Here is a 21,173-nt window from a genome sequence, read left to right as displayed (position 1 = left end):
ATGGTGTGTAGGTGTCTAGGAGCTCCAATACGGTGGAACAAAAACTAAAACAAGCAATTGACAGTAGAAAAGTAATAGAAAGCGCTCGTAAACATCAAGTTGACACCCTTTCTAACTTTGCGGCTAAGTTATCTTTAAGCTGTAAAGGACTTGATATTGAGCTTGATAACCGCCTAGCAAAGTTCCGTAGCGCATTAAACAAAGGAATGGATTTTGAAGACTTCTCTCCTTTGGTAGATGATATTTTGGCCTTGCTAAAAAATCAGGAAGCGATTCAACTAGCGCATCAACGCGACCTGTTAACCAGCGTACAAAATGCAGGAAAACAGTTACAACAAACGAAAGGCCTGCCTGACGAAACCCGCAGAACGCTGCGTCATTTATTAGATAACCAACTTGACGATATACAATCGGTGCATGGGTTTATCCCAATATTAAACCAATTAATCACCTTTTATCATCAAGCTTTAATTGCTAAAAGCAATAATACCTTTGAACCACCCAATCTAAGTGTGCTCACTGAAAAGCTGTTTAAATTAGTTAGTGAGCTCGTGCTAGAAGAAGAAGCCAACGAATCACTGTATTTAATAAAAAAACGCATTGCTAAAAATAAAGCCGTTGACCAGTTACTTGATGCCGCAATAGATGTGATTACTTTAATTGTTAAAAGTATTCACGTTGAACGTGAATCAGCGCAAAGCTTTTTAGCTTCATTAAACCAAACACTTGAGGAGCTGCATCGCTCATTGGTATCAACCAGTGAACACTCTGAATCAATGAATGTTGAGTTTGACTCAATAAATCAACGCATTGGTGAAAAGCTAGAAAGTTTAAATACACAAACAAAAAATGCGACCTCAATCACAGCGTTAAAGCAGCTAGTTGAAAACGAGTTACGCTCACTCAGTGCAGATATTTTAGAAAAAGAGCAACTCGAACAAAAAGATCGCAGAATTTTAGTTGCCAGCTTTACGCAAATAAATGAAAGAATTAATAGCTTAGAAAACAAAGTCAGTAACTATAAAAAACGTTTAAATGAGCAACGATTTAAAAGCTTACTCGACAGCCTGACAAAACTGCCTAATCGCGCGGCATTTGATGAGCGTTACAACCACGAAATTAATTTATTTAACGAACAACCGTCAGACATAACGCTAGTTGTTATAGACGTCGACCATTTTAAATCAATCAACGATCGATTTGGCCATACTGCGGGCGATATTACTTTACAAGTTATTGCCAAAGCGCTGCAAAAGTCGATTAGGCAATCAGATTTTATTGCACGCTATGGCGGCGAAGAGTTTGTGCTATTAATGCCACGCACTTCACTTGAAAACGCGACAGCGCACCTCAATAAATTAAGACAGTCTATTAAAAAGATACCGTTTAAATTTAAAGACAAACAAATTGAAATTACTGTTTCGCTAGGCGCAACCCAATTTAAAGAGGGTGATACCCCTCTAAAAGCATTTGATAGAGCCGATCAAGCTTTATACGATGCTAAAAATTCAGGCCGGGATCGTCTGTGCATTAGTAAATAGTGTTATGCATTTCTACCTTTGAGTACAAGGCATAATTACGCAGTAAATTTACCCAAGAAGTATCAAGGAGAATGCCGATGCTAATACAGTTAAACCCAACAGGGGTATTAGATTTATTATCGCAGCTAGAAGTAGACCTACTAGAACAGTCATCAACAAGCGAACGCTACAGGTTATTCAGAAATTGTGTTTTAGCTGTGCTTAATGTAGGCAGCCATACCGATGTAAGTAACGATATATACGAAAAACATAAAGACTTTGATATTCGTTTGGTAAGCCGTGAACGCGGTATTAAAATTGAATTAGAGAACCCGCCGCAAACGGCCTTCGTTGACGGCCACATAGTCACCGGCATACATGAGCACATATTTTCGGTTATTCGCGATATCTTATTTATTTGCCAAAAGTATGAAAAAAATCTCCAAGAAACTAAAGCCATTACCCACATGGTTTTTGACATGCTTAGAAATGCCGACGCTCTTAAAGTAAATAGTGAACCTAACATGATTGTATGTTGGGGCGGCCACTCTATTAACGAAATAGAATATAAATACACTAAACAAGTAGGTTACGAATTAGGCTTACGCGGGTTAAATATTTGTACTGGCTGTGGGCCTGGTGCAATGAAAGGCCCGATGAAAGGCGCCACTATTGGTCATGCCAAACAACGTATAACTAACAACCGTTATTTAGGTTTAACTGAGCCCAGTATTATTGCAGCTGAGCCACCTAACCCGATTGTGAATGAACTGGTTATTTTACCCGATATTGAAAAGCGACTTGAGGCCTTTGTTCGCACCGCTCATGCCATTATTATTTTTCCTGGTGGTGCAGGCACAGCTGAAGAACTATTGTATTTATTAGGTATTTTGTTGCACCCTGAAAACGAAAAGCAATGTTTACCTGTTATTCTTACCGGTCCAAAACAAAGTGAAGCTTACTTTGAGGAGCTGTGTCAATTCATTCAAATGACTTTAGGCGATGCAGCCCTAGATAAATTTGAAGTGATTATTGATGATCCTCAATTAGTAAGCCAAAAGTTAAAGTCGGCAATGAATGGTGTACGCGAATACCGTAAAAGCCAAGGAGATGCGTATTACTTTAACTGGACCTTGAAAATAGACAGTGATTTTCAGCAACCTTTTTACCCCTCTCATGAGGCTATGGCGTCGCTTGATTTACACCTTGATCAACCCAAACAACAGTTAGCGGCTAATTTACGCCGTGCGTTTTCGGGAATAGTGGCGGGAAATGTAAAAGAAGAAGGTTTAAATGCGATTAAAAAAGACGGCCCGTATGTCCTCAGTGGCGAGCCTGATTTAATGAAAGCAATGGACACACTTTTACAAGCGTTTGTAGAACAAGGTAGAATGAAGCTCCCTGGCAGTAAGTATATTCCTTGTTATACAATAAAAGCGTGAGTTTATAATTGAATCCCCATTTACTTCTTATTGATGCGCTTAATTTAATTAGGCGCATCTATGCTGTTGATGCTAACCAAACGCATCACAGCGACGAACATATGTTAAAAGCATGCTGCGCTCGAGTAGCACATGCCTGCAAAAAACTCATAACAACCACTAATGCAACCCATGCAATTGCTGTATTTGATGGCGATAATAGTTGGCGCTATCACTTTTACAAAGATTACAAGCATTCGCGCGCCCCGATGCCACAAACGTTAAAAGAAGCCTTGCCACATTTTAAAGCGGCCATTGAAGAAACCGGCATTGTGGTATTTGAGCCGACTAACGATGAAGCCGATGACATTATTGCAACATTAGCCCATAAAGCCGCCAACAATCAGATAAATAACACTATTGTCTCTACCGATAAAGGGTTTTTACCGCATTTAAATGAGCAAATTGAAGTGTATGATTACTTTAAAAAGCAACAGCTCACACAGCAGCATATCCAAGAACGTTTTGGCGTGGCACAACACAAACTAATAGACTTTTGGGCTCTGGCAGGAGACAAAACCAATGACATTCCAGGTGTTAAAGGCATTGGTGTTAAATCGGCGCAACAATTGGTGAATCAGTACAACACTCTCGAAGAGGCATTAAGCGATGAATCATTAAGTGCGCGCTTACAAAAAAAGCTTGCTGATGATATGGATATGTTTGTTATTTCTAAACAATTGGTGAGTTTGCGTACTGATATCCACTTAGGCTTTAGTTTAAAGCAGTTAAGGCTTAATTAGTCGCAAGTTAATGGCACTGAACGATCGCAATACGTATACTAGTAATAGTTATATTGGTCTGGGTAGGCAATGTTTAAAAAGTTTTTTAGGTATTTGATATTGGGATTAGGTTTATATGCACTGATAGCCACGTCGGTTATTATGTTTTATAAGGACGATCCACAAGCAATGATTTGGCAAGACCGCGAAGCATTCAATAAACGCTATATTGAAAAACTGCGCTTAGAAGATTCTTTTACGCTAAATGCTGTGCTTGAATATTTAGGCAGCCCAGATTTAACCTACGCCAAGCGCGATGGTGAACAGGTGTGGCAAGTTATATTTTATCGTACACAACATAAAACCTCGGATGGCATTACCACCATGGATGAATGTACCGGGTTATTATTTAAAAACGGCCAACTAATAATGTGGGGCCCAAGTGCTTATGAAAAATACCTTGAGCAAAATGATGGAACAATTTAATGGAAGCACCACTGTCGGGTAACCTAAAAAAGCTACTCGAAAGCACACAGTTGCTTTTAGGTTCACATAATAATAAAAACCAGTGGCATACTTTTTACCCGATTGTTTGTAAACTTGCAGAGCAATACGCATCGTTATATAAACAAAACCCAGCAGCGTTACAAGCTCAGCTCAATTTGTATAAAACACACTATAGCTTTGCAACCAATTTAGTGGTTAATCAATGTGTTTTAACTTGTGCATTAAGTGCTAGCCAAAATTACGATAAACACTTGACAGAGCTTTATATCAGTGCCTCATTGGTGGAACACCTTTGTGTTGCTAATCAGTTGAATAAACTAGCCCAACAGCAAACATTTACTAATACCGACACTAAAATGTGGCAGTTACGCCATAAACTCGCTGCCAAAGTGATATTGACATCACAACAACCAGCACATCAAATTGCCCATATTTTAGCTAAACTAGCCAAATACAAACACGCATTATTAAACACGCCTAAAGTCATGCTTTATGACGGAGCCAGTGTATTGGTTGCTTTGGCAAATATTTTGGCGCTTAACGTAACCTGCAACGCAAAACAGCAGCATATTAGTTTTTATAAAGCCATAGCTGATTTGTACATAAGAACCCCCAACTCATTCGCACAGAAGCTACTAAAAGACTTAGTAGCACACGTTGGACAATATGTACCAGGTAGCCAAGTGGTTTATGCTGACCAAACAATGATTTATTTGGCTACAGATTCGGCAGGCCGTCATATTATCGTTAATAATGCCAATACAAAAATGGCCTGGTATCGAATAAAAGCATCATTAGAGGATGGCTTAAAGGCATGGCCGTGTAATGACGATCGCTTGTTTTTAAAAGTTTGGGACAGTGAATACCTGCATATTGTTCATAAGAGTGACGACACACAGTCCTCTTTGTACGAATTAGTTAAACAAATAAAAAACCAACAAGAGTACAATTACAAAGCATTAAATACATTACTTACCCCTTATCCTAATGTTATAAAATCAGTGTGCCATGCAGTAAAACAGTATAATAAAGAGCTGCAACCGGCAAAAGATTTAAGGCATAGCTTGTCTATGGTAGGTTACGATAAGGCCCCTGCGATTATTCAAGGCATGGTTTTTGAGCAGTTGGTAAATAGTATTGCCCATCCTTTACATACATTTTTGTGTACCCGCATGGGTTGTTTAGTCAACATTGTAGAGCTGTTAGTAAAACACGATAAAAATTTGCAAAGTGAACGCATTAGTTTGAGCCTATATGCCTATTTATATTATCTATTAATTAATTACAGCCCAGAAGTTTCTAGAAAAATCACCTTAGACCAAACACCGAATAAATCCTTAGATACGCCAATATGCACATTTTTTGGCATAAACAATGTTGATACCCCTCATTTAACTAATGAGCTTAATGAATTACTTAGTAGCGACCCCTGGGCAATAGCGTTATTAAAAGCTGAAACATTGCCTAAAAAGCAGCTCGATGATAGCGCTAAGTTGTGGGCAGCTTTGAAAGTTGTAGCCCAGCGCGCACTTAAACCTGACCAACCATTAACAGCATGGCAACAGCAGATATTAAATCAACAACTCACCCGCCATGGCTGGAAAAGTGAGGTCATTTTTTATCAATCCCTGCAGCAATTAGGTCTGCATAATAGTATTTAGCTGGCTTATTATCACTATAAATTAAAGTTATACCCTGTATTTGCAGTATAAACTGGCAAAATGTTCAATAAATTGGTATAAATGCCGGCTTAAATTTAGCACCCCTGTCATATAAGTAGTCTAAACTCTGTGAGTATTTTTTATTTATGTGTGTATCCAAATCTTTAAAGGAAAAGTTCATGGCCAAACAAACCATAACAGTGATCAAAGGCGACGGCATCGGCCCAAGCATTATCGACTCAGCACTTGAAATACTAAAAGCCGCAGGATGCGATTTTGATTATGAATTTGTTGACGCTGGCCTCGCTGCGCTTGAAAAAACGGGCGAATTGCTTCCACAAGAAACAATTGACACGATTGCTAAAAATAAAATCACTTTAAAAGGTCCATTAACGACCCCTGTAGGCGAAGGCTTTACATCAATCAATGTAACACTTCGTAAGCAGTTTGGTTTATACGCTAATGTTCGTCCTGTGAAGTCGTTCGCAGGTACTAAAGCACGTTACGATGACATTGATATTATTACTGTTCGTGAAAATACCCAAGGTATGTATTCAGGTGCAGGTCAAGTAGTGAGTGCTGATGGCAACGAAGCTGAGGCAATGTCTGTGATCACCCGTGAAGGCGCTGAAAAAATCGTTACTTTTGCATACGAGCTAGCTGTACGCGAAGGCCGTAAAAAAGTAACCGCTGTTCATAAAGCAAATATTTTAAAATCAACATCGGGTTTGTTCTTAAAAGTTGCTCGTGAAGTGGCTGAACGTTACCCTGAGATTGAATCAACTGAAATGATTGTTGATGCAACCTGTATGAAACTAGTAATGACACCGGAAGAGTTTGACGTAATTGTAACGACTAACCTATTCGGCGATATTTTATCTGATTTATGTGCTGGTTTAGTTGGTGGTTTAGGCATGGCGCCTGGTGCTAACATTGGTGAAGATGCGGCTATCTTTGAAGCTGTTCACGGTAGCGCACCTGATATTGCAGGTAAAAACCTAGCAAACCCTACGTCAGTTATTTTAGCGTCTATTCAAATGCTAGAGCATTTAAATATGGGCGATACGGCAGAGCGCATTCGTAGCGCAGTGGCTGATGTAATTAAATCAGGCGACCGTACTACTCGCGATTTAGGCGGCAGCCATGGTACAACTGACTTCACTCAGTCGGTAATCGACCGTCTGTAACAGTATAATTGAATTATAAAGCCAACATCTGTTGGCTTTTTTTATGCCTGCTCAAAACCGCTTGTATCACTTTAATGTAATTAATGTGTATTTAAGCTCCCTACTCCTTAAAATTAAAAATGCATAATTTCTGCTTTTAATGTGAGAATACTTTACATCAATTAGAATTTAAGATTAAAAAAGATATAAAAATGAATTTTTAATCCAAAAACGTTAGTTTTGGGTTGACATGAGCGCGCAAAAGCCTTAAAAATAACCACATACAAAAATTGTAATTTAAACAGCATTTTATTTTAAAGAGCAAAACATCATGAACACACAATTTCGTCTTTTAGTCTTACTCGTACTGGTCTTAGTGATAAGCCCAGCGGGGATGTATTAAAAGGTGAAATATGCTTTTTAAAACCCTCGCACTACGCGGGGGTTTTTTTTTGCATAAATCAGTCAACAGAGGAATGAGGATGAGTAAACAAGAATATAATGGCTCTGAATTGGTTGTTAAGTCATTAAAAGAGTTAAACGTTAAGTATATATTCGGTTACCCCGGTGGCTCAGTATTAGACTTATATGATGCGCTATTTCAGCAAGATGATATTGAACATATTTTAGTCCGTCACGAACAGGCCGCCACACACATGGCCGATGGTTACGCAAGAGCAACCGGTGAAGTCGGTGTTGTACTTGCCACTTCTGGACCAGGGGCAACAAACTGTGTAACAGGCATAGCAACTGCGTATATGGATTCTATTCCGATGGTGGTGTTATCAGGTCAAGTGCCAACCAACTTAATTGGCGATGACGCGTTTCAAGAAACGGATATTGTTGGCTGCTCTCGTCCGATTGTAAAGCATAGCTTTAATTGTAGAAGCGCTAGTGAAATTCCCAATATTCTTGCTAAAGCCTTTTATATTGCCAGCTCAGGTCGCCCAGGCCCAGTTGTCGTTGAACTTCCTAAAGACATGCTTAACCCTGAGCTAACCTTTGCTTACAACTTTCCAGCGGCAACAGAACTCAGAACCTACAACCCTAATACCAAGGGTCACTCTAAACAAATTCGTAAGGCCGTTACTGCTATTTTAGAAGCGAAAAAGCTGGTTATTTATTCTGGTGGCGGAATTGTGCTTTCAAATACATCAGAACAACTAACCCATTTAGTCGAATCGCTTAATGCCCCTATTACCAATACCCTAATGGGACTAGGTGGTATATCAGGCATTCACCCTAACTTTATTGGTATGTTGGGTATGCACGGTACATTAGAAGCAAATAAAGCCATGGCCAATGCTGATGTTATTTTAGCCCTTGGCGCACGATTCGATGATCGAGTTACCAATAACGTACAAAAGTTTTGCCCTAATGCCACTATCGTGCATGTAGATGTCGATCCGACTTCAATTTCCAAAACCATAAAAGCACATATTCCGGTTGTTGGCTGTTTAGCCACGGTACTTGAACAGTTACAAACTGCTATAGATAAAAGCCCAATAAAAATAGACCGCAGTGCACAAGAAGATTGGTGGCGACAGGTGATCAGTTGGCGCGAACAAAAATGCTTAAACTACAATACCGATGGCGATAAAATTAAACCTCAAGCAGTTATAGAGGCTATTTATAAAGCGACTAATGGTGATGCTTATGTCAGTTCAGATGTGGGCCAACACCAAATGTTTGCAGCGCAGTATTATCCATTTAAGCACCCTCGTCAGTGGATCAACTCAGGTGGCTTAGGCACCATGGGCTTTGGCTTACCAGCAGCTATGGGGGTTAAGCTCGCCTTTCCGGATAAAGAGTCTTTATGTGTGACTGGCGACGGCTCTATTCAAATGAACATTCAAGAGCTTTCTACCTGTTTACAATACAACTTAGCGGTAAAAGTGATCTCGTTAAATAACCGTTCACTAGGTATGGTTAGACAATGGCAAGATATGATTTATGGCGGCAGACACTCCTCTTCCTATATGGAATCACTTCCTGACTTTGTAAAACTTGTAGAAAGTTACGGCCATGTAGGAATACGAGTCAATACACTGGATGAATTACAGCCGGCAATAGACAAAGCCATGTCGATAACCGATAGATTAGTGTTTTTAGATATTTTAGTAGACGAAAAAGAACATGTTTACCCGATGCAAATTAAGCACGGTGGCATAGATGAGATGTGGTTAAGAAAAGGAGTAAAGGCATAATGCGTCGTATATTATCTATATTATTAGAAAATGAACCCGGTGCGTTATCACGTATAGTGGGGCTTTTTTCTCAACGAGCTTACAATATTGATAGTTTAACTGTTGGAACCACTGATGATGAGTCACTCTCGCGTATTACTGTCACCACTAAAGGCGATGATAGAATTGTTGAGCAAATCACCAAACAGGTAAATAAACTGGTCGATGTACTTAAGGTGATTGATTTAACCGAAATGAGCCACATAGAGCGCGAACTGTTACTAGTAAAAGTATTTGCTCAAGATGAAGCTACGCGAGCTGCTGTAACGCGGGTTGTAGATGTATTTCAGGGCGCTATTTTAGGTATGGGGCGTCAAAGTTACAGCCTACAGTTGGTAAGCAGCACCGATAAAATAGAGTCGTTTTTAGATACCTTACGTCATGAAACAGACATTATAGAAGTGGTTCGCTCTGGCGCGGTCGGCATTGGTCGCGGAGATAAGGCGCTTAAAGCTAAATAAGCGTTAAATTTACGGCAAAAAAAAAAGGGCTTAATAGCCCTTTTATTATTTTTATAAACCTAAACCTTATAGGTTTACTTGGTCTTTAAGACCTTTACCTGGTTTAAAGCTTGGAATAGTCGCTGCTGAAATTTGGATTTCTGCACCTGTTTGTGGGTTACGACCTGTGCGAGCAGCACGTTCTTTAACTGAAAAAGTACCAAAACCAACTAATGCAACAGAGTTGCCTTCTTTTAGTGAAGAAGTTACAGCGCCTGTGAATGCATCAAGTGCACGTGTAGCGGCTGCTTTAGAGATTTCTGCGTCAGTAGAGATTTTTTCAACTAGTTGAGCTTTGTTCATTATTAGATTCCTATTCGTTATTATTTTGCCTTCGCAAATCCTATCTTTATGCATTTTCGAAGAGTTAGCAACAGCAAATTACGTTTTTTATCTAAAATACTAAAAAATTAGTAAAATTATAATAATTCACTGTAAAATACAGCGAGTTGGGTTAACAAAAACTTAATTTAAGCACAAATATAGTGCAGCTATGCACTGTGATGAGTCGCTATATTTTTTCTATTACTAAGGTCACTTCCCCGACCTCAACGCCAAACTTAACAATAGATGTGCGGTTTATCAAGCGCGTGTTGGTGACTAAATACATCCAATCATCAAAGTTAACTTCAAAAGTGCTGCCATCGTAAGGAATTTCTACATTGTAGTTCCAATGAAAAACACTGCCTTCACTTTTGCCTGTGGCCGTGCCTAAAACATCAGAAGCAGTACCGGTTAACGTGTTGTCGTCGTTTAAGGTTATTTTCCAAATACGTTTTTGGGTTTCGCCGTCATCATAAACGAAGTCTTCCTCAATAACGCCTTGGTTGCCATCCCACGTAGCGCTCAAGTCTACAACAAGCTTTCGGGTTAATTCGCCTTTAAAGTCTTGTACAACACCGTAGGCTTTTAAATCGCCGCTAAAAAAAGTCTTAAAATCGAAATTAGGTTCTGAGCCTTTGTAATGCTCTACACTCGGCGCTGAACAACTTGCAATAAAGAAGCTTACTACCAGTAGCAAAGTTACTTTGATACGTTTTAGATTAATCATATTAAATCCCTAAAAGTTGATTTCTAATCGATGGTTCTGAGGTGTTCTCACTTAGCCAAATAGCTAAGAAGTCATCTGCAAAAGTGGTGTCTTCTATGCGGCCTATTTCATTGTCATTGTGAAAGAAAATACTGTGTCCTTGCTGATCGGTCAGTAAGGTTAACGATTCACCCTTTTTAATGTCTGGCCATATGGCTAATAATTTATCTGCATAGCGAGCTGATAATTGTGATTTACCTAAATGTTGCCATTGCTCTTTAGTGGCTTTTACAATGTCTTTAGCATCAAAGTCGCGCAGGTAAGTTAAAGTAAATTTAACCGGCGTTTGCTTGGGACTATAAGATCCAGAGGGAGTAAAAAGCGTTGCATCATAAACATCCCAAAAAAGGTATTCCATACGTGCCTCGCCCACTTTGTTAAACTGGGTATCAGCATAAGCAGCATGGTTAAACAGGGCATAAATTAGTACTAAATTTAAAAGCGTTTTCATAATCAGCTCCAAGCAGTAAATACAATTGTTTTATTGCTTAATAAACGCGCCAATTTTACCGTTAATAAATAAAATAACGCTAAACGTTGCAGCCCATAAAGCACCGTATAAAGGCCAAAATTGCCATAGCGGCAAGCCGAGTTCTAACACGTCGAATCGCGCCCCCGCCCAGTAACTTCCTGGTGCAAACGCTAAACATACAATAAACGCTTGCCAAGGTTTGAGGGTTGTTAAAAACGACATTGAGGTGTTAATACATAGCAATAAAGCAGCCCATAAAAACACTAACCAAAGCGGAAATGGCGCTACTTTAAATTCAATCAGACCGAACTTAACCGCGATAAATTCACTTAGTAAGGCTAGTGGTAAGCACTTTAGAAGCAAAAAAGCATCCTGTTTTTTTTGCGCTGACAAATAAAACATTAATGCAATGACTACTGTTGAATAGACAATTGAATGCTGTTCAAGCAGTAGGCATAAAAACCACACTACTTGAAACAGTACAAAATTAATAAGCGAGTGCAATCTCATCATTACTACTCGTAAAACGGGGTTTGCGTGCCATTAAATGCACGGTACTTGTTGCGCGAGTTCTAAATGCGCCCTCGCAATAAGCAAAGTAAAATAGCCATAAACGATAAAATCGCTCATCAAATTTATTACTATCGAGGTTTGGCCAACTTGCAATGAAACGATCTCGCCAATCAGCAAGGGTTCTTGCGTAGTGAGCACCAATATCGCTAACTGTGTGGATATTCATATCGGTATGATTTTTTATTTGCTCACTCATTTCGTTGAGCGAAGGCAAACACCCACCAGGGAAAATATATTGCTGAATAAAGTCAGAATTTTTTAAATAATGCTGGTAACGCTGGTCGCTAATTGTAATTGCTTGAATAAGCATAGCACCGTCGTCTTTTAATAGCTGACCGCACTGAGTGAAAAAACTAGGCAAGTACTCATGACCAACCGCTTCTATCATCTCAATTGATACTAGCTTATCGTATTTACCGGTTAGTAAACGGTAATCTTGTTTGAGTAAAGTTATTTTGTTTTCAAGCCCAAGCTCTTTAATTTTATTTGCAACATAATCGTGCTGTTCATCAGAGATGGTAGTGGTTGTTACATGGCAGTCGTAGTGAGTAGCCGCATAAATCGCAAATGCTCCCCAACCTGTACCAATTTCAATGACGGTGTCGCCTTGTTGTAACTCGACTTGTTCACAAATACGCTGTAGTTTGTATTGCTGTGCTTGCTCAAGGGTGGCGTCTTTACTTGGGTATACGGCACTTGAATAAAGCATTTCTTTGCTTAAAAAAGACTCGTATAAGTCATTGCCTAAGTCGTAGTGTGCAACAATATTCTTTTTAGAGCCCGAGTGAGAGTTTTTATTTTTAATGTGGTTTATACGATGAGCAATGTTACTAAAAAAAGCGAATTTCTTTTCAAATGCGTCTAGTTGGTCTTGGTTAATTGCAAAAATTTCTATCAACCGAGTTAAGTTATCACACTGCCACTGCCCTAATATGTAAGATTCTCCCGCGCCAATACTTCCCGAGAGCGCAAATGCTTTATACATAGCAGTATCATTAACGGTTACCGTTACTTTAAGCTCTGATGACGTATCGCCAAATACAGACTGCTGATTATTGTCTACAAGCACTATTTGGCCTGTTTCAATAGACGAGAACGCTTTGAATACTAACTTCTTGTATAAGTTAGTAAACCAACTTGTGCGTTCTTGAACGCGTAAGCTCGATACCTTTTCCATACACTTACCTATATTATTGTTATTACTTGTTAAACAACATAAATTAATAAAAAATTATGATCTACCTGAATGACCTAAAAATGGGACTTTTTTTACAAACAGTTTAAATGCCTGATAGTAAATACCTTTGAAAATAGACCATGTCATTGCTGGAAAACGCTTAAGCAATTTACTCATTTGTGCTGTGCAGAGTGTTTGACGCTGTAACCTTAGTGATGCGTCAAAAAGTAATTCGTCATCGCGCTTATTTTCTATACGTATCAGTATATTGTCTTGCTTTTGTCGAACAGTCCAATGGTAGTTCATATCTAAGTTCATGAAAGGTGATACGGAAAAAACTTTCTTAAAGTTCACTTTTTTTTGTAGTGGAACCAAGTAGTAATGTCGTTCATTCCATGGGGTATTACTCACCTCAGCGACCATGTAGCTAAATTGATTATCATCATGGCCAAAAAAATAAAAATTAACGGGGCTAAAGTAAATACCCAAGCAGCGTAACTGCCCTAACATATAAACATGACTGAACTTTTCTGTAACCCCTAGCGCAGCTAACTGAGCGTGAGCACGCTCTACAATGGGGTTATTGTCAGTATTCGGCAATCCTTTCAAATAATCAGACTGTTTAAATTTTAAAGCCTTAAATCCTGTGGTACCAAGTTGTTTATGTACCCCGTTAAGTGCTTCGATGTTATTTAAGTCAACCCACATCATATAAAGCGGGTAATTAAACGCGTGGTGTTTAACAGCAAAACGGCGATGTTTAACATCGCCTAAATACACTGCATTAGTCAAACTCTACTCCAAGTTGCTTGGCCACATCAACGGCGCTGCGCACACCATCCTCATGAAAACCGTTGTACCAATACGCTCCGCAAAAGTACGTGTTATTTTGTCCATCAACGGTATGTTTTTGCTGTTGGGCGGCAATAGACTCTTGGTTAAATACAGGATGATGATAGGTAAATTCACGTAAAATTTTACTCTGATTAATACCTTCTAAGTGGTTCAAGGTAACGCAGAACTGTGTATCTGATTTGATCCCTTGAAGTATATTCATTTGATACGTAACCACCGCCGCTTTATCGGTATTATTATTAAGCAAATAATTCCAACTTGCCCATGCGGCTTTTCTATCCGGTAATAATGATTCATCAGTGTGAAGTACTACTGAATTTTCTGTGTACGGGATAGCACCCAAAACAGTGGTTTCTTGCTCACAAGGATCGCCAAGCAAAGCTAAAGCTTGATCAGAGTGACAGGCAAAAATGACTTTATCAAACTGTGCTTGCTGATCATCTGCAAAGGTAATTGTTACGCCTTCTGCGTTTCTAGTGACAGACTTAATGTGACTGTTAAGTTTTATATTGTCGGCAAAACCGGCAATTAAAGGCTTAATGTATTCTCGCGAGCCACCGGGAATAACGTACCATTGAGGTCTATTGGCAATGTCTAGCAAACCATGGTTGAAGAAAAACTTTACAAAAAACTCAACCCCTACATTTTCCATTTCTTTAATGCTAGTAGACCAAATGGCAGCACCCATAGGTAAAATGTAGTGGTATTTAAAGAAATCATTAAAACGATGTTGTTGTAATAATTGACCTAGTGATTGCTCTGTGTAGTGACCTTTTGCGTGCAAAGCCTTACATAACTTATTAAAACGCACGATGTCATACAATAAACGCCAAAATTTAGGTCTAACTATATTTCTGCGCTGAGCAAATAAACTACTAAATGTATGCCCATTGTATTCAAAGCCGGTTGCTTCGTTATGCACACTAAAACTCATTTGTGTCGGTTTACGTTTTACACCAATGCGTTCAAGCAACTTTTCAAAATAAGGGTACGTTCTATCATTAAATACAATAAACCCCGTATCTACCGCGTAATTAATACCGCTGTGCTCTACATCTACAGTTGCGGTGTGACCACCAATATAATCATTTTTTTCAAATAATGTGACATCGTAATGCTTGTGCAGTAAATGCCCGCAGGTTAAACCTGATACGCCAGTCCCAATTATTGCTATTTTTTTCAACGGGTTAATCCTTTTGCAATTTTAAGCCAAAGCGAAAGTGGCAATATTCGCAATGCTTTAAGTATAAGTGTAAAACGATAGGGGAAATGAACTTCTTTGCGGCGTTTAGCGACGCCTTTTATTATATAGTCAGCCGCTTTTTCGGCTGTAACAGCCATCGGCATAGGGAAATCATTTTTATCAGTTAAAGGGGTTTTTACAAAACCAGGGTGTACTAATGTCACATCAACATCGGTTAAATCTATCGCTAGGCTCTTAGCTAAATAACTAACGCCTGCCTTTGATGCACCGTAGGCTTCTGAACGTGGTAATGGTAAATAAGTAACACTTGAACTAACCATTACTAATTGCCCGCCAGAGACTATTTTTGGTAAAAGCGCCTCTAAGCAGTAACCCATTGATAACAAGTTAACGTTAATAACGCGCTCAAATAAGGCGCTATCAAAATTACGTGCATCGTCAACATACTCGCAGTTGCCAGCATTAAGAATTACGCGGTCAAATTGTGGGTAGCCGAGAGTGGCAGCTTTTATATCTTGTAAATTAGTGGCGTCAAATTGGCAGGTTTCTATGTTGTTGTGTTTACCTAGTTCAGCAAGTTTTTGCGTATTACGCCCGCAGGCAATCACTGTTTCACCCTGCTCGGCATACTTAATAGCAAGTTGTTCACCAATACCCGACGTTGCACCTGTAATAAGGGTAATCATAGTTAACCAGCCCTTTTATCAATAAAATTAATGATATTACCTAGTAATGGGATATGCTTGTATAACAGCTCACCAGCATTAAAGTAATCTCGATGTTTTACAATCTTGTCGCCTTCAAATACCAACTTGCTGTGCCCTTGCACTGTGATGGTTTTACCGGCATTCAGTTTTGGGTGAGAGTAATACATTGTCCAATACACAAATGCGTTATTATCGTTGGTAAATGAATCGGTTATGTCAAATCGACAATCCTTAACATTACTGTATAAACCACAAAAATAACGCCTTAAATCTTCTAGACCATTAATTTCGTGCAGCGGATCTATAAATTGTATATTTTTTGCATAAATTTCGGTTAATAACTCAAGGTTATTTTTATCAAGCTTTTGATATATTTCTACAAATTTATCGACTGATAATTGGTTATCCATATCACACCTTAAATGCATCTAAAGCCCTAGCTCGTGCTGCTTTATGATCAACAATTGCCGGCCAGTAACAGTGTTCACTTTGCCCCGTTGCTGCTAAATAGGTATGAGGAAAATGAATGTGTTTATCTGGGACTTTTTCTAATTCAGGCAGATATTTACGAATAAATTGACCACTTGGATCAAAGCGTTCACTTTGAGTAATAGGGTTAAACACTCTAAAATAAGGCTGTGCATCACAGCCTGTACTTGCCGCCCATTGCCAGCCGCCATTATTCGAGGCTAAATCACCATCAATAAGGTGCTGCATAAAAAACTGCTCGCCCTTACGCCAGTCGATTAAAAGATGTTTAGTTAAGAAACTTGCCACTACCATTCGCAAACGGTTGTGCATCCAACCAGTTTGCAATAGCTGTTGCATGGCAGCATCAACAAGTGGATAGCCAGTGCGGCCTTCACACCAAAGCTTAAACTCAGCCTCATTATCACGCCAAACAACACTATCGTACTTTTCGTTGAAATTAGCACCGCGCGATAATTTAGGAAATTCGGCAATGAGGTGTTTATAAAATTCACGCCAAATCAGCTCGTTCACCCACGTAAAGGTTTTACTTTTTGAGGTAGTCAAAATATCTGGATACTGCTGTTGTATGTTGACCATTAACTGCTTACTGCTAACAACCCCTAATGCTAAATATGGGCTTAAACCCGATGTTCCTTTTACACTAGGTATATCGCGTACATCATCATAACTTGCTAATTTATCATGGATAAAATTATCGACCACACTCGCTAAGGTGTCGTCATCAACCGGCCATTTCTTTGAACTGTCATCACTGCTGAGTAATTCACACGATTCAATATCAATAGGGTTTGAAGATAATGGCCACGACACCAAGCTAAAGTGAGTATCTTGATACTGTTTTAACCACGCCCGCTTAAAAGGCGTAAACACTTTATACATTTCATTGTTTTGAGTGCGTACACTGCCAACAGGTGCAATGATGTCACCTTCGTATAAAGTAAATGTTATTTGCTGTTGATCGCATTGCGCTTGAATCGCTTTATCTCTATTAAACTCATTAAGCTCATATTCTTTATTGGCTATTATGTGTTTAATCTCATACTGCTGACAAAAATCGAGAAGCTTAGTTTGGCAGTCTGTGAAATAAGGAGCCTCTATCACGTGTAAATTAATGCCATACTCAGCTAATTTTTCACGTATGTAACTGACTCTGCGTTTTAGTAAATCAATTTGAATTGGGGCAGTGTTATGCTGTGCCCATTGTTTTTCGCACACAAAAAAAATGGTGTGTTTAGCACCATTATTTAACGCTTCAATAAGCGCTTCGTTTGAAAAAAGGCGCAAATCACGCCTAAACCAAAATAGTGTATTCATTACAAACCGTAACGTAACTTTAATTCATTAGGATAAGGGTTAAAGTATATTTGCTTGCTTAAATATTCATTAGGATGAACCTTTAAATGATGCTTAAGTAAGGTTAGTGGTACATAAAGCGGTACCAACCCTTGGCGATATTCGTCTATTGCATCTCGCATTTCTTCTTTTTCGATTTTCGATAAATCTCTTTTGAAGTAACCTTGCAAGTGCATTAAAGTATTTGAATTGTTTTTTCTTGACGCAGGACGTTTCAACGCGGTCATTAAACCGAGAATATACTCATCGGCTAATGCGTTTATATCATCACCTAAATAAGTACCAAGCAAGTGGCCTAAGTCACGGTAAGCTTGATAGTTATGAGCCATCAACAAGTATTTGTATTGCGCGTGAAACTGAGTTAACCGATGAACTGTAATGGGATCTTTCACCAACTGCTGCCAGTTATATAATGTATAAACACGCATAACAAAATTTTCGCGTAAATGAACGTCGTTCAAGCGACCGTTTTCTTCACAGGGCAGTAATGGGTTGTGTTTCATGATTTGTTCTGCAAAAAAACCAATCCCTTCAGAGGTGTTACCGGTTCCTGCTTCATTGTAAATTTTAACGCGCTCCATGCCGCAACTCGGGCTTTTAGCACAAAAAACAAACCCACTTAAATGACCAGCTTGCTCTGTGGCTATTTTTTTGCCGTATTCTGTTAGCTGAGGGCCAACATCACCTGTACCATCTGGACGACACACTTTAATAGTATCAGCAGTTCTTACTTGACGAATTGTCGGGCGCGGTATAGGTAAGCCAACCGCAACCTCAGGACAATACATTTTATATTCAACATGTTTTGCCAGCTCTTCCATACAAAAGTTAGATTTTTTGTGGCCGCTGTCAAATCTTACCTTTTCGCCTGCTAAGCAGGCGCTAATACCTATTTTTATTGTATCTGTTTGCATAGATTCTCTTAATAAATCAAGCTGCCAATTGGATTAAGCAACTTGCTAAGTCCTTTATTGAAATGTAGCGCACTACTGACTACAGTAAAGCACAAACATCCCTCTTTTGTTAAAGGAGTATGTTGATGACGGCCATCTTGCCAAATAAAATCACCTGGTACATAACTGCCTTCTTCATCTGTAAATTCGCCATCAAGAAGTAGCGTAACTTCAAAACCTGTATGTGTATGCTCAGGAATTTCACCGCCTGCGTCTATGTGCAATAAACTCGAGCGCAAATGCCCATCGTCAAGCGCTATACGTGAACGAGCAAGCTTACCTACTTGTGTAAATTTGCTATGAGAAATACGTGTTAATGCTCTTGGTAAGCTGTAATTATAGTCATTCACTTCAATAGTGACAGGTTCAACGGCATAAACTTCATCAATCGAATCGTCTGACGTGATTAATTCAAGCAACCCTGAGTCCACTATATCGTCGCTTTGCTCATCGTTATTAACATTCATGTTGTCACTAAACACTGCTTTTGCATTACTTGCCTCGAGTTTTTCAACCTCAGCTTGGCATATTGGGCACATATCTACATGAATAGATACGGCTAAGCTTAGTGATGCGGGAAGTGTTGCTGCACAGTATTGTGTCAGTAGTGTTTCACTCGGGTGATGTTTAATCATGCTGATCTCCCATTTCATTACGTAATTTCTGCAAGGCTAAACGTAATCGTGATTTTACCGTGCCTACTGGAATGTTTAATTGTTGAGCAAGCTGCTCTTGCGACATATCTTGAAAGTAAACACCGCGTACCACTTCTCTTTGTGCTTGTGGCAGTTTATCTAGGTAGCGCTTAATTTGTTTATCTTCAAGGTGGTCACTGTATTCGTGATGTGTATCTTCTGATTCATTCAATAACGGCCAGATGTCTTCACTGATATTTTCTTCTTTGTTGCTTTTCATTTTTCGAAGCATATCAAAGGACGCATTACGCATTACCGTGTAAACCCACGTAGTGGCTGCGCCTTTGTCGCTGTTGTACAAATGCGCTTTTCGCCACACTGAAGTGAGCGTTTCTTGCACCAACTCCATTGCTTGGGCCTCTACACCAAACTGCTTAATGCCAAAGCGTTTGATCTTTGGTGCAAAATATTCAAACAAGTACGCGAAAGATTTTTTATCGCGAGATTGGGCTACATTAACTAATGCTTCCCTGAGTTCCGTACTTGGCGTTTCTGGCATGGCAGTATACTTACCTGTGTTAGGTTCACAACGTAATGTTTGTTGTTGACTTACCATAGTAAAATGTCCCGTTATAGCTTTTGTAAGTACCATTACGAGCTAAGAATGTAAGCGGATCAAAATTATTTTAGGCAAATTCGTTATTAATCACAGTATGGAGGAAATTCAGCAAGTTATCAAAATTAGTTTCAAATGCAAGTTGTTGTTTTTTCTCAATAGAAATAGGGAGAATCTCAAGCCATCTGGCAACAACCCAAGTAAGTTGATTAAACTGGGTATGTTTGTAAAGAGACTGTAGCTGTGGGTTATTAGAGAATACTTCTTCTAGTGCCACTTGAAGTAGTTGATGTTCACCAATGTCATGGTTACTGCTGTTGTACCAATAAGGTGTATTGCACGCAGAGACCTCGCCATGGCGTAACTCCTGTTCGTCTTGGTACACGTTATCTAGTTGCACACTTTTTGATGCAAAAACATCAATCAACAGCATACCGCTTTCGTCTTGGTCGAAATCAATAATATCCATTAAACACCCTTGGGCGCTTATATTAAATGGTGTGTCGTGTTCGAAGGTGCAAAGTACAAAACCGCTGTTTGTTTTTAATGCGTTTTTAACCATCGTCAAATAACGAGGCTCAAATATACGTAATCGCGTATAGCCTTCAGGTAATATAAAAATCGGTAATGGGAAAATCGCACGTTTCATAAAGTCTACTTCTTTCAAACACTCTGCCTTTATTTACGTGCGCTCTATTGAAGTCGATCAGCTTTAGTTACATCGATTGTTTTACCGTGTAAGTGCATTCGCTAATTAAACCTCGTTCCCACATTTTTTATCATGTAAGCGATGTAATATACACTCAGTACACTTGCCACTGGCGCCAACATCAGGGCTAACAATTCGAACTCGCTGTTCATCACTTATTCCCTATTTTTATTGCTTTTGTTGTGTTTTTACTACAAGTTGCTTTTCATCAATGCCACTATTATCAACAACTGGGTTGGTTTGTAGTAAACCATCTAAAATAGCTTGGGCATCAAAAGAAACGGCTTCTTTTACTGACTGTTCAAGTTCATGGGTTGCTTGTGATACATAAGTTGTCACCGTTTTAGTCAACATATCTGTAATATCTAAATCGACCTCTGTTGCATGTACTTGAGATGAACCTAATAAAAGTAAACTAGCCAGTGTCATGTTAATTGAAGTTTTCATAATGTTATTCCTTGTTTGTTTATTGGTTAATACACCTAGATACAATCAAGGGCTGTGCCATAAAGAAAAAATCAATAAACCTTTGTT

Annotated in this window: 23 protein-coding genes; 8 read left to right on the top strand and 15 right to left on the bottom strand. The window is 39.1% G+C overall.

Features of this window, described 5'->3' with window-relative positions; all coding sequences use genetic code 11:
• Positions 1-32 precede the first annotated feature (32 nt).
• The 8 genes from QL984_RS07900 to ilvN all read left to right on the top strand — a co-directional run bounded on the left by QL984_RS07900 (position 33) and on the right by ilvN (position 9,764).
• Positions 33-1,541 carry a GGDEF domain-containing protein gene (locus tag QL984_RS07900; protein ID WP_013463272.1) on the top strand — a complete coding sequence of 503 codons (1,509 nt, stop codon included), beginning with the start codon at positions 33-35 and terminating at the stop codon, positions 1,539-1,541.
• 77 nt (positions 1,542-1,618) lie between these two features.
• The gene (gene ppnN, locus QL984_RS07895; RefSeq protein WP_013463271.1) at positions 1,619-2,962 is read left to right on the top strand and encodes a nucleotide 5'-monophosphate nucleosidase PpnN; all 1,344 of its coding nucleotides are present in this window, start codon (positions 1,619-1,621) and stop codon (positions 2,960-2,962) included.
• Positions 2,963-2,970: 8 nt separating this feature from the next.
• The gene (gene xni / locus QL984_RS07890; RefSeq protein ID WP_138764122.1) at positions 2,971-3,744 is read left to right on the top strand and encodes a flap endonuclease Xni; all 774 of its coding nucleotides are present in this window, start codon (positions 2,971-2,973) and stop codon (positions 3,742-3,744) included.
• Between the two features lie 69 nt (positions 3,745-3,813).
• Complete coding sequence (locus tag QL984_RS07885; protein WP_029609954.1) at positions 3,814-4,209, top strand: DUF3192 domain-containing protein; 396 nt, start codon at positions 3,814-3,816, stop codon at positions 4,207-4,209.
• The gene (locus tag QL984_RS07880; protein ID WP_138764123.1) at positions 4,209-5,891 is read left to right on the top strand and encodes a hypothetical protein; all 1,683 of its coding nucleotides are present in this window, start codon (positions 4,209-4,211) and stop codon (positions 5,889-5,891) included. Before QL984_RS07885 ends, QL984_RS07880 begins: the two co-directional genes overlap by 1 nt.
• 179 nt (positions 5,892-6,070) lie before the next feature.
• Positions 6,071-7,078: an isocitrate dehydrogenase gene (locus tag QL984_RS07875; RefSeq protein ID WP_013463267.1), complete on the top strand. Its 1,008-nt coding sequence runs from the start codon at positions 6,071-6,073 to the stop codon at positions 7,076-7,078.
• 461 nt (positions 7,079-7,539) lie between these two features.
• Positions 7,540-9,264, top strand: coding sequence for an acetolactate synthase 3 large subunit (locus tag QL984_RS07870; protein ID WP_013463266.1), 1,725 nt, complete (start codon positions 7,540-7,542; stop codon positions 9,262-9,264).
• Positions 9,264-9,764, top strand: a complete 501-nt coding sequence (ilvN, locus tag QL984_RS07865) for an acetolactate synthase small subunit (protein ID WP_128583281.1) — start codon at positions 9,264-9,266, stop codon at positions 9,762-9,764. Before QL984_RS07870 ends, ilvN begins: the two co-directional genes overlap by 1 nt.
• A gap of 66 nt (positions 9,765-9,830) precedes the next feature.
• On the opposite strand, the gene QL984_RS07860 is transcribed toward ilvN, so the two are convergent.
• From QL984_RS07860 to QL984_RS07790, 15 genes are all read right to left on the bottom strand, one after another.
• Positions 9,831-10,106, bottom strand: a complete 276-nt coding sequence (locus tag QL984_RS07860) for an HU family DNA-binding protein (protein WP_008112559.1) — start codon at positions 10,104-10,106, stop codon at positions 9,831-9,833.
• 208 nt (positions 10,107-10,314) lie between these two features.
• Positions 10,315-10,854, bottom strand: coding sequence for a DUF3833 domain-containing protein (locus QL984_RS07855; protein WP_013463264.1), 540 nt, complete (start codon positions 10,852-10,854; stop codon positions 10,315-10,317).
• 1 nt (position 10,855) lies between these two features.
• On the bottom strand, positions 10,856-11,344 hold the full coding sequence (locus QL984_RS07850) for a chalcone isomerase family protein (protein WP_013463263.1): 489 nt from the start codon (positions 11,342-11,344) through the stop codon (positions 10,856-10,858).
• Positions 11,345-11,374: 30 nt separating this feature from the next.
• Positions 11,375-11,875 (bottom strand): DUF2878 domain-containing protein, encoded by a 501-nt coding sequence (locus QL984_RS07845; protein WP_028834799.1) that lies wholly within the window; start codon positions 11,873-11,875, stop codon positions 11,375-11,377.
• A complete protein-coding gene (locus tag QL984_RS07840) occupies positions 11,853-13,115 on the bottom strand; it encodes a cyclopropane-fatty-acyl-phospholipid synthase family protein (protein ID WP_033104221.1) in 1,263 nt (420 codons plus the stop codon). The genes QL984_RS07845 and QL984_RS07840 overlap by 23 nt, the downstream gene beginning before the upstream one ends.
• Positions 13,116-13,169: 54 nt before the next feature.
• On the bottom strand, positions 13,170-13,907 hold the full coding sequence (locus tag QL984_RS07835) for a DUF1365 domain-containing protein (protein ID WP_036954815.1): 738 nt from the start codon (positions 13,905-13,907) through the stop codon (positions 13,170-13,172).
• Positions 13,900-15,153, bottom strand: a complete 1,254-nt coding sequence (locus tag QL984_RS07830) for an FAD-dependent oxidoreductase (protein WP_036954817.1) — start codon at positions 15,151-15,153, stop codon at positions 13,900-13,902. The genes QL984_RS07835 and QL984_RS07830 overlap by 8 nt, the downstream gene beginning before the upstream one ends.
• Positions 15,150-15,860, bottom strand: a complete 711-nt coding sequence (locus tag QL984_RS07825; protein WP_036954819.1) for an SDR family NAD(P)-dependent oxidoreductase — start codon at positions 15,858-15,860, stop codon at positions 15,150-15,152. Before QL984_RS07825 ends, QL984_RS07830 begins: the two co-directional genes overlap by 4 nt.
• A gap of 2 nt (positions 15,861-15,862) precedes the next feature.
• Entirely contained in the window at positions 15,863-16,291 is a 429-nt protein-coding gene (locus QL984_RS07820; RefSeq protein ID WP_013463257.1) for a nuclear transport factor 2 family protein, read from the bottom strand.
• A 1-nt stretch (position 16,292) separates the two neighbouring features.
• Complete coding sequence (phrB, locus tag QL984_RS07815) at positions 16,293-17,687, bottom strand: deoxyribodipyrimidine photo-lyase (RefSeq protein WP_036954823.1); 1,395 nt, start codon at positions 17,685-17,687, stop codon at positions 16,293-16,295.
• Positions 17,687-18,640: a DUF523 and DUF1722 domain-containing protein gene (locus QL984_RS07810; RefSeq protein ID WP_036954824.1), complete on the bottom strand. Its 954-nt coding sequence runs from the start codon at positions 18,638-18,640 to the stop codon at positions 17,687-17,689. Before QL984_RS07810 ends, phrB begins: the two co-directional genes overlap by 1 nt.
• 8 nt (positions 18,641-18,648) lie before the next feature.
• Positions 18,649-19,314, bottom strand: a complete 666-nt coding sequence (locus QL984_RS07805) for a ChrR family anti-sigma-E factor (protein WP_138764124.1) — start codon at positions 19,312-19,314, stop codon at positions 18,649-18,651.
• A complete protein-coding gene (locus tag QL984_RS07800; RefSeq protein WP_013463253.1) occupies positions 19,307-19,930 on the bottom strand; it encodes a sigma-70 family RNA polymerase sigma factor in 624 nt (207 codons plus the stop codon). The genes QL984_RS07805 and QL984_RS07800 overlap by 8 nt, the downstream gene beginning before the upstream one ends.
• Before the next feature lie 70 nt (positions 19,931-20,000).
• The gene (locus tag QL984_RS07795) at positions 20,001-20,579 is read right to left on the bottom strand and encodes an LON peptidase substrate-binding domain-containing protein (RefSeq protein WP_036954857.1); all 579 of its coding nucleotides are present in this window, start codon (positions 20,577-20,579) and stop codon (positions 20,001-20,003) included.
• Between the two features lie 228 nt (positions 20,580-20,807).
• Entirely contained in the window at positions 20,808-21,086 is a 279-nt protein-coding gene (locus QL984_RS07790; protein ID WP_013463251.1) for a hypothetical protein, read from the bottom strand.
• Positions 21,087-21,173: the final 87 nt, after the last annotated feature.

Origin of the sequence: Pseudoalteromonas sp. APC 3495 (assembly GCF_030407645.1) — a bacterium.
Taxonomy (GTDB): domain Bacteria; phylum Pseudomonadota; class Gammaproteobacteria; order Enterobacterales; family Alteromonadaceae; genus Pseudoalteromonas; species Pseudoalteromonas tetraodonis.
Note: the sequence above shows the minus strand (reverse complement) of the source record. Positions and strands in the feature narration are given on the sequence as shown.

Bases quoted from the DNA above. Each gene is read 5' to 3' on its own strand.
- ppnN (WP_013463271.1), top strand. From the start codon at position 1,619: ATGCTAATACAGTTAAACCCAACAGGGGTATTAGATTTATTATCGCAG.
- QL984_RS07885 (WP_029609954.1), top strand. From the start codon at position 3,814: ATGTTTAAAAAGTTTTTTAGGTATTTGATATTGGGATTAGGTTTATAT.
- QL984_RS07880 (WP_138764123.1), top strand. From the start codon at position 4,209: ATGGAAGCACCACTGTCGGGTAACCTAAAAAAGCTACTCGAAAGCACA.
- QL984_RS07875 (WP_013463267.1), top strand. From the start codon at position 6,071: ATGGCCAAACAAACCATAACAGTGATCAAAGGCGACGGCATCGGCCCA.
- QL984_RS07870 (WP_013463266.1), top strand. From the start codon at position 7,540: ATGAGTAAACAAGAATATAATGGCTCTGAATTGGTTGTTAAGTCATTA.
- ilvN (WP_128583281.1), top strand. From the start codon at position 9,264: ATGCGTCGTATATTATCTATATTATTAGAAAATGAACCCGGTGCGTTA.
- QL984_RS07860 (WP_008112559.1), bottom strand. From the start codon at position 10,106: ATGAACAAAGCTCAACTAGTTGAAAAAATCTCTACTGACGCAGAAATC.
- QL984_RS07855 (WP_013463264.1), bottom strand. From the start codon at position 10,854: ATGATTAATCTAAAACGTATCAAAGTAACTTTGCTACTGGTAGTAAGC.
- QL984_RS07850 (WP_013463263.1), bottom strand. From the start codon at position 11,344: ATGAAAACGCTTTTAAATTTAGTACTAATTTATGCCCTGTTTAACCAT.
- QL984_RS07845 (WP_028834799.1), bottom strand. From the start codon at position 11,875: ATGAGATTGCACTCGCTTATTAATTTTGTACTGTTTCAAGTAGTGTGG.
- QL984_RS07840 (WP_033104221.1), bottom strand. From the start codon at position 13,115: ATGGAAAAGGTATCGAGCTTACGCGTTCAAGAACGCACAAGTTGGTTT.
- QL984_RS07825 (WP_036954819.1), bottom strand. From the start codon at position 15,860: ATGATTACCCTTATTACAGGTGCAACGTCGGGTATTGGTGAACAACTT.
- QL984_RS07820 (WP_013463257.1), bottom strand. From the start codon at position 16,291: ATGGATAACCAATTATCAGTCGATAAATTTGTAGAAATATATCAAAAG.
- phrB (WP_036954823.1), bottom strand. From the start codon at position 17,687: ATGAATACACTATTTTGGTTTAGGCGTGATTTGCGCCTTTTTTCAAAC.
- QL984_RS07810 (WP_036954824.1), bottom strand. From the start codon at position 18,640: ATGCAAACAGATACAATAAAAATAGGTATTAGCGCCTGCTTAGCAGGC.
- QL984_RS07805 (WP_138764124.1), bottom strand. From the start codon at position 19,314: ATGATTAAACATCACCCGAGTGAAACACTACTGACACAATACTGTGCA.
- QL984_RS07800 (WP_013463253.1), bottom strand. From the start codon at position 19,930: ATGGTAAGTCAACAACAAACATTACGTTGTGAACCTAACACAGGTAAG.
- QL984_RS07795 (WP_036954857.1), bottom strand. From the start codon at position 20,579: ATGAAACGTGCGATTTTCCCATTACCGATTTTTATATTACCTGAAGGC.
- QL984_RS07790 (WP_013463251.1), bottom strand. From the start codon at position 21,086: ATGAAAACTTCAATTAACATGACACTGGCTAGTTTACTTTTATTAGGT.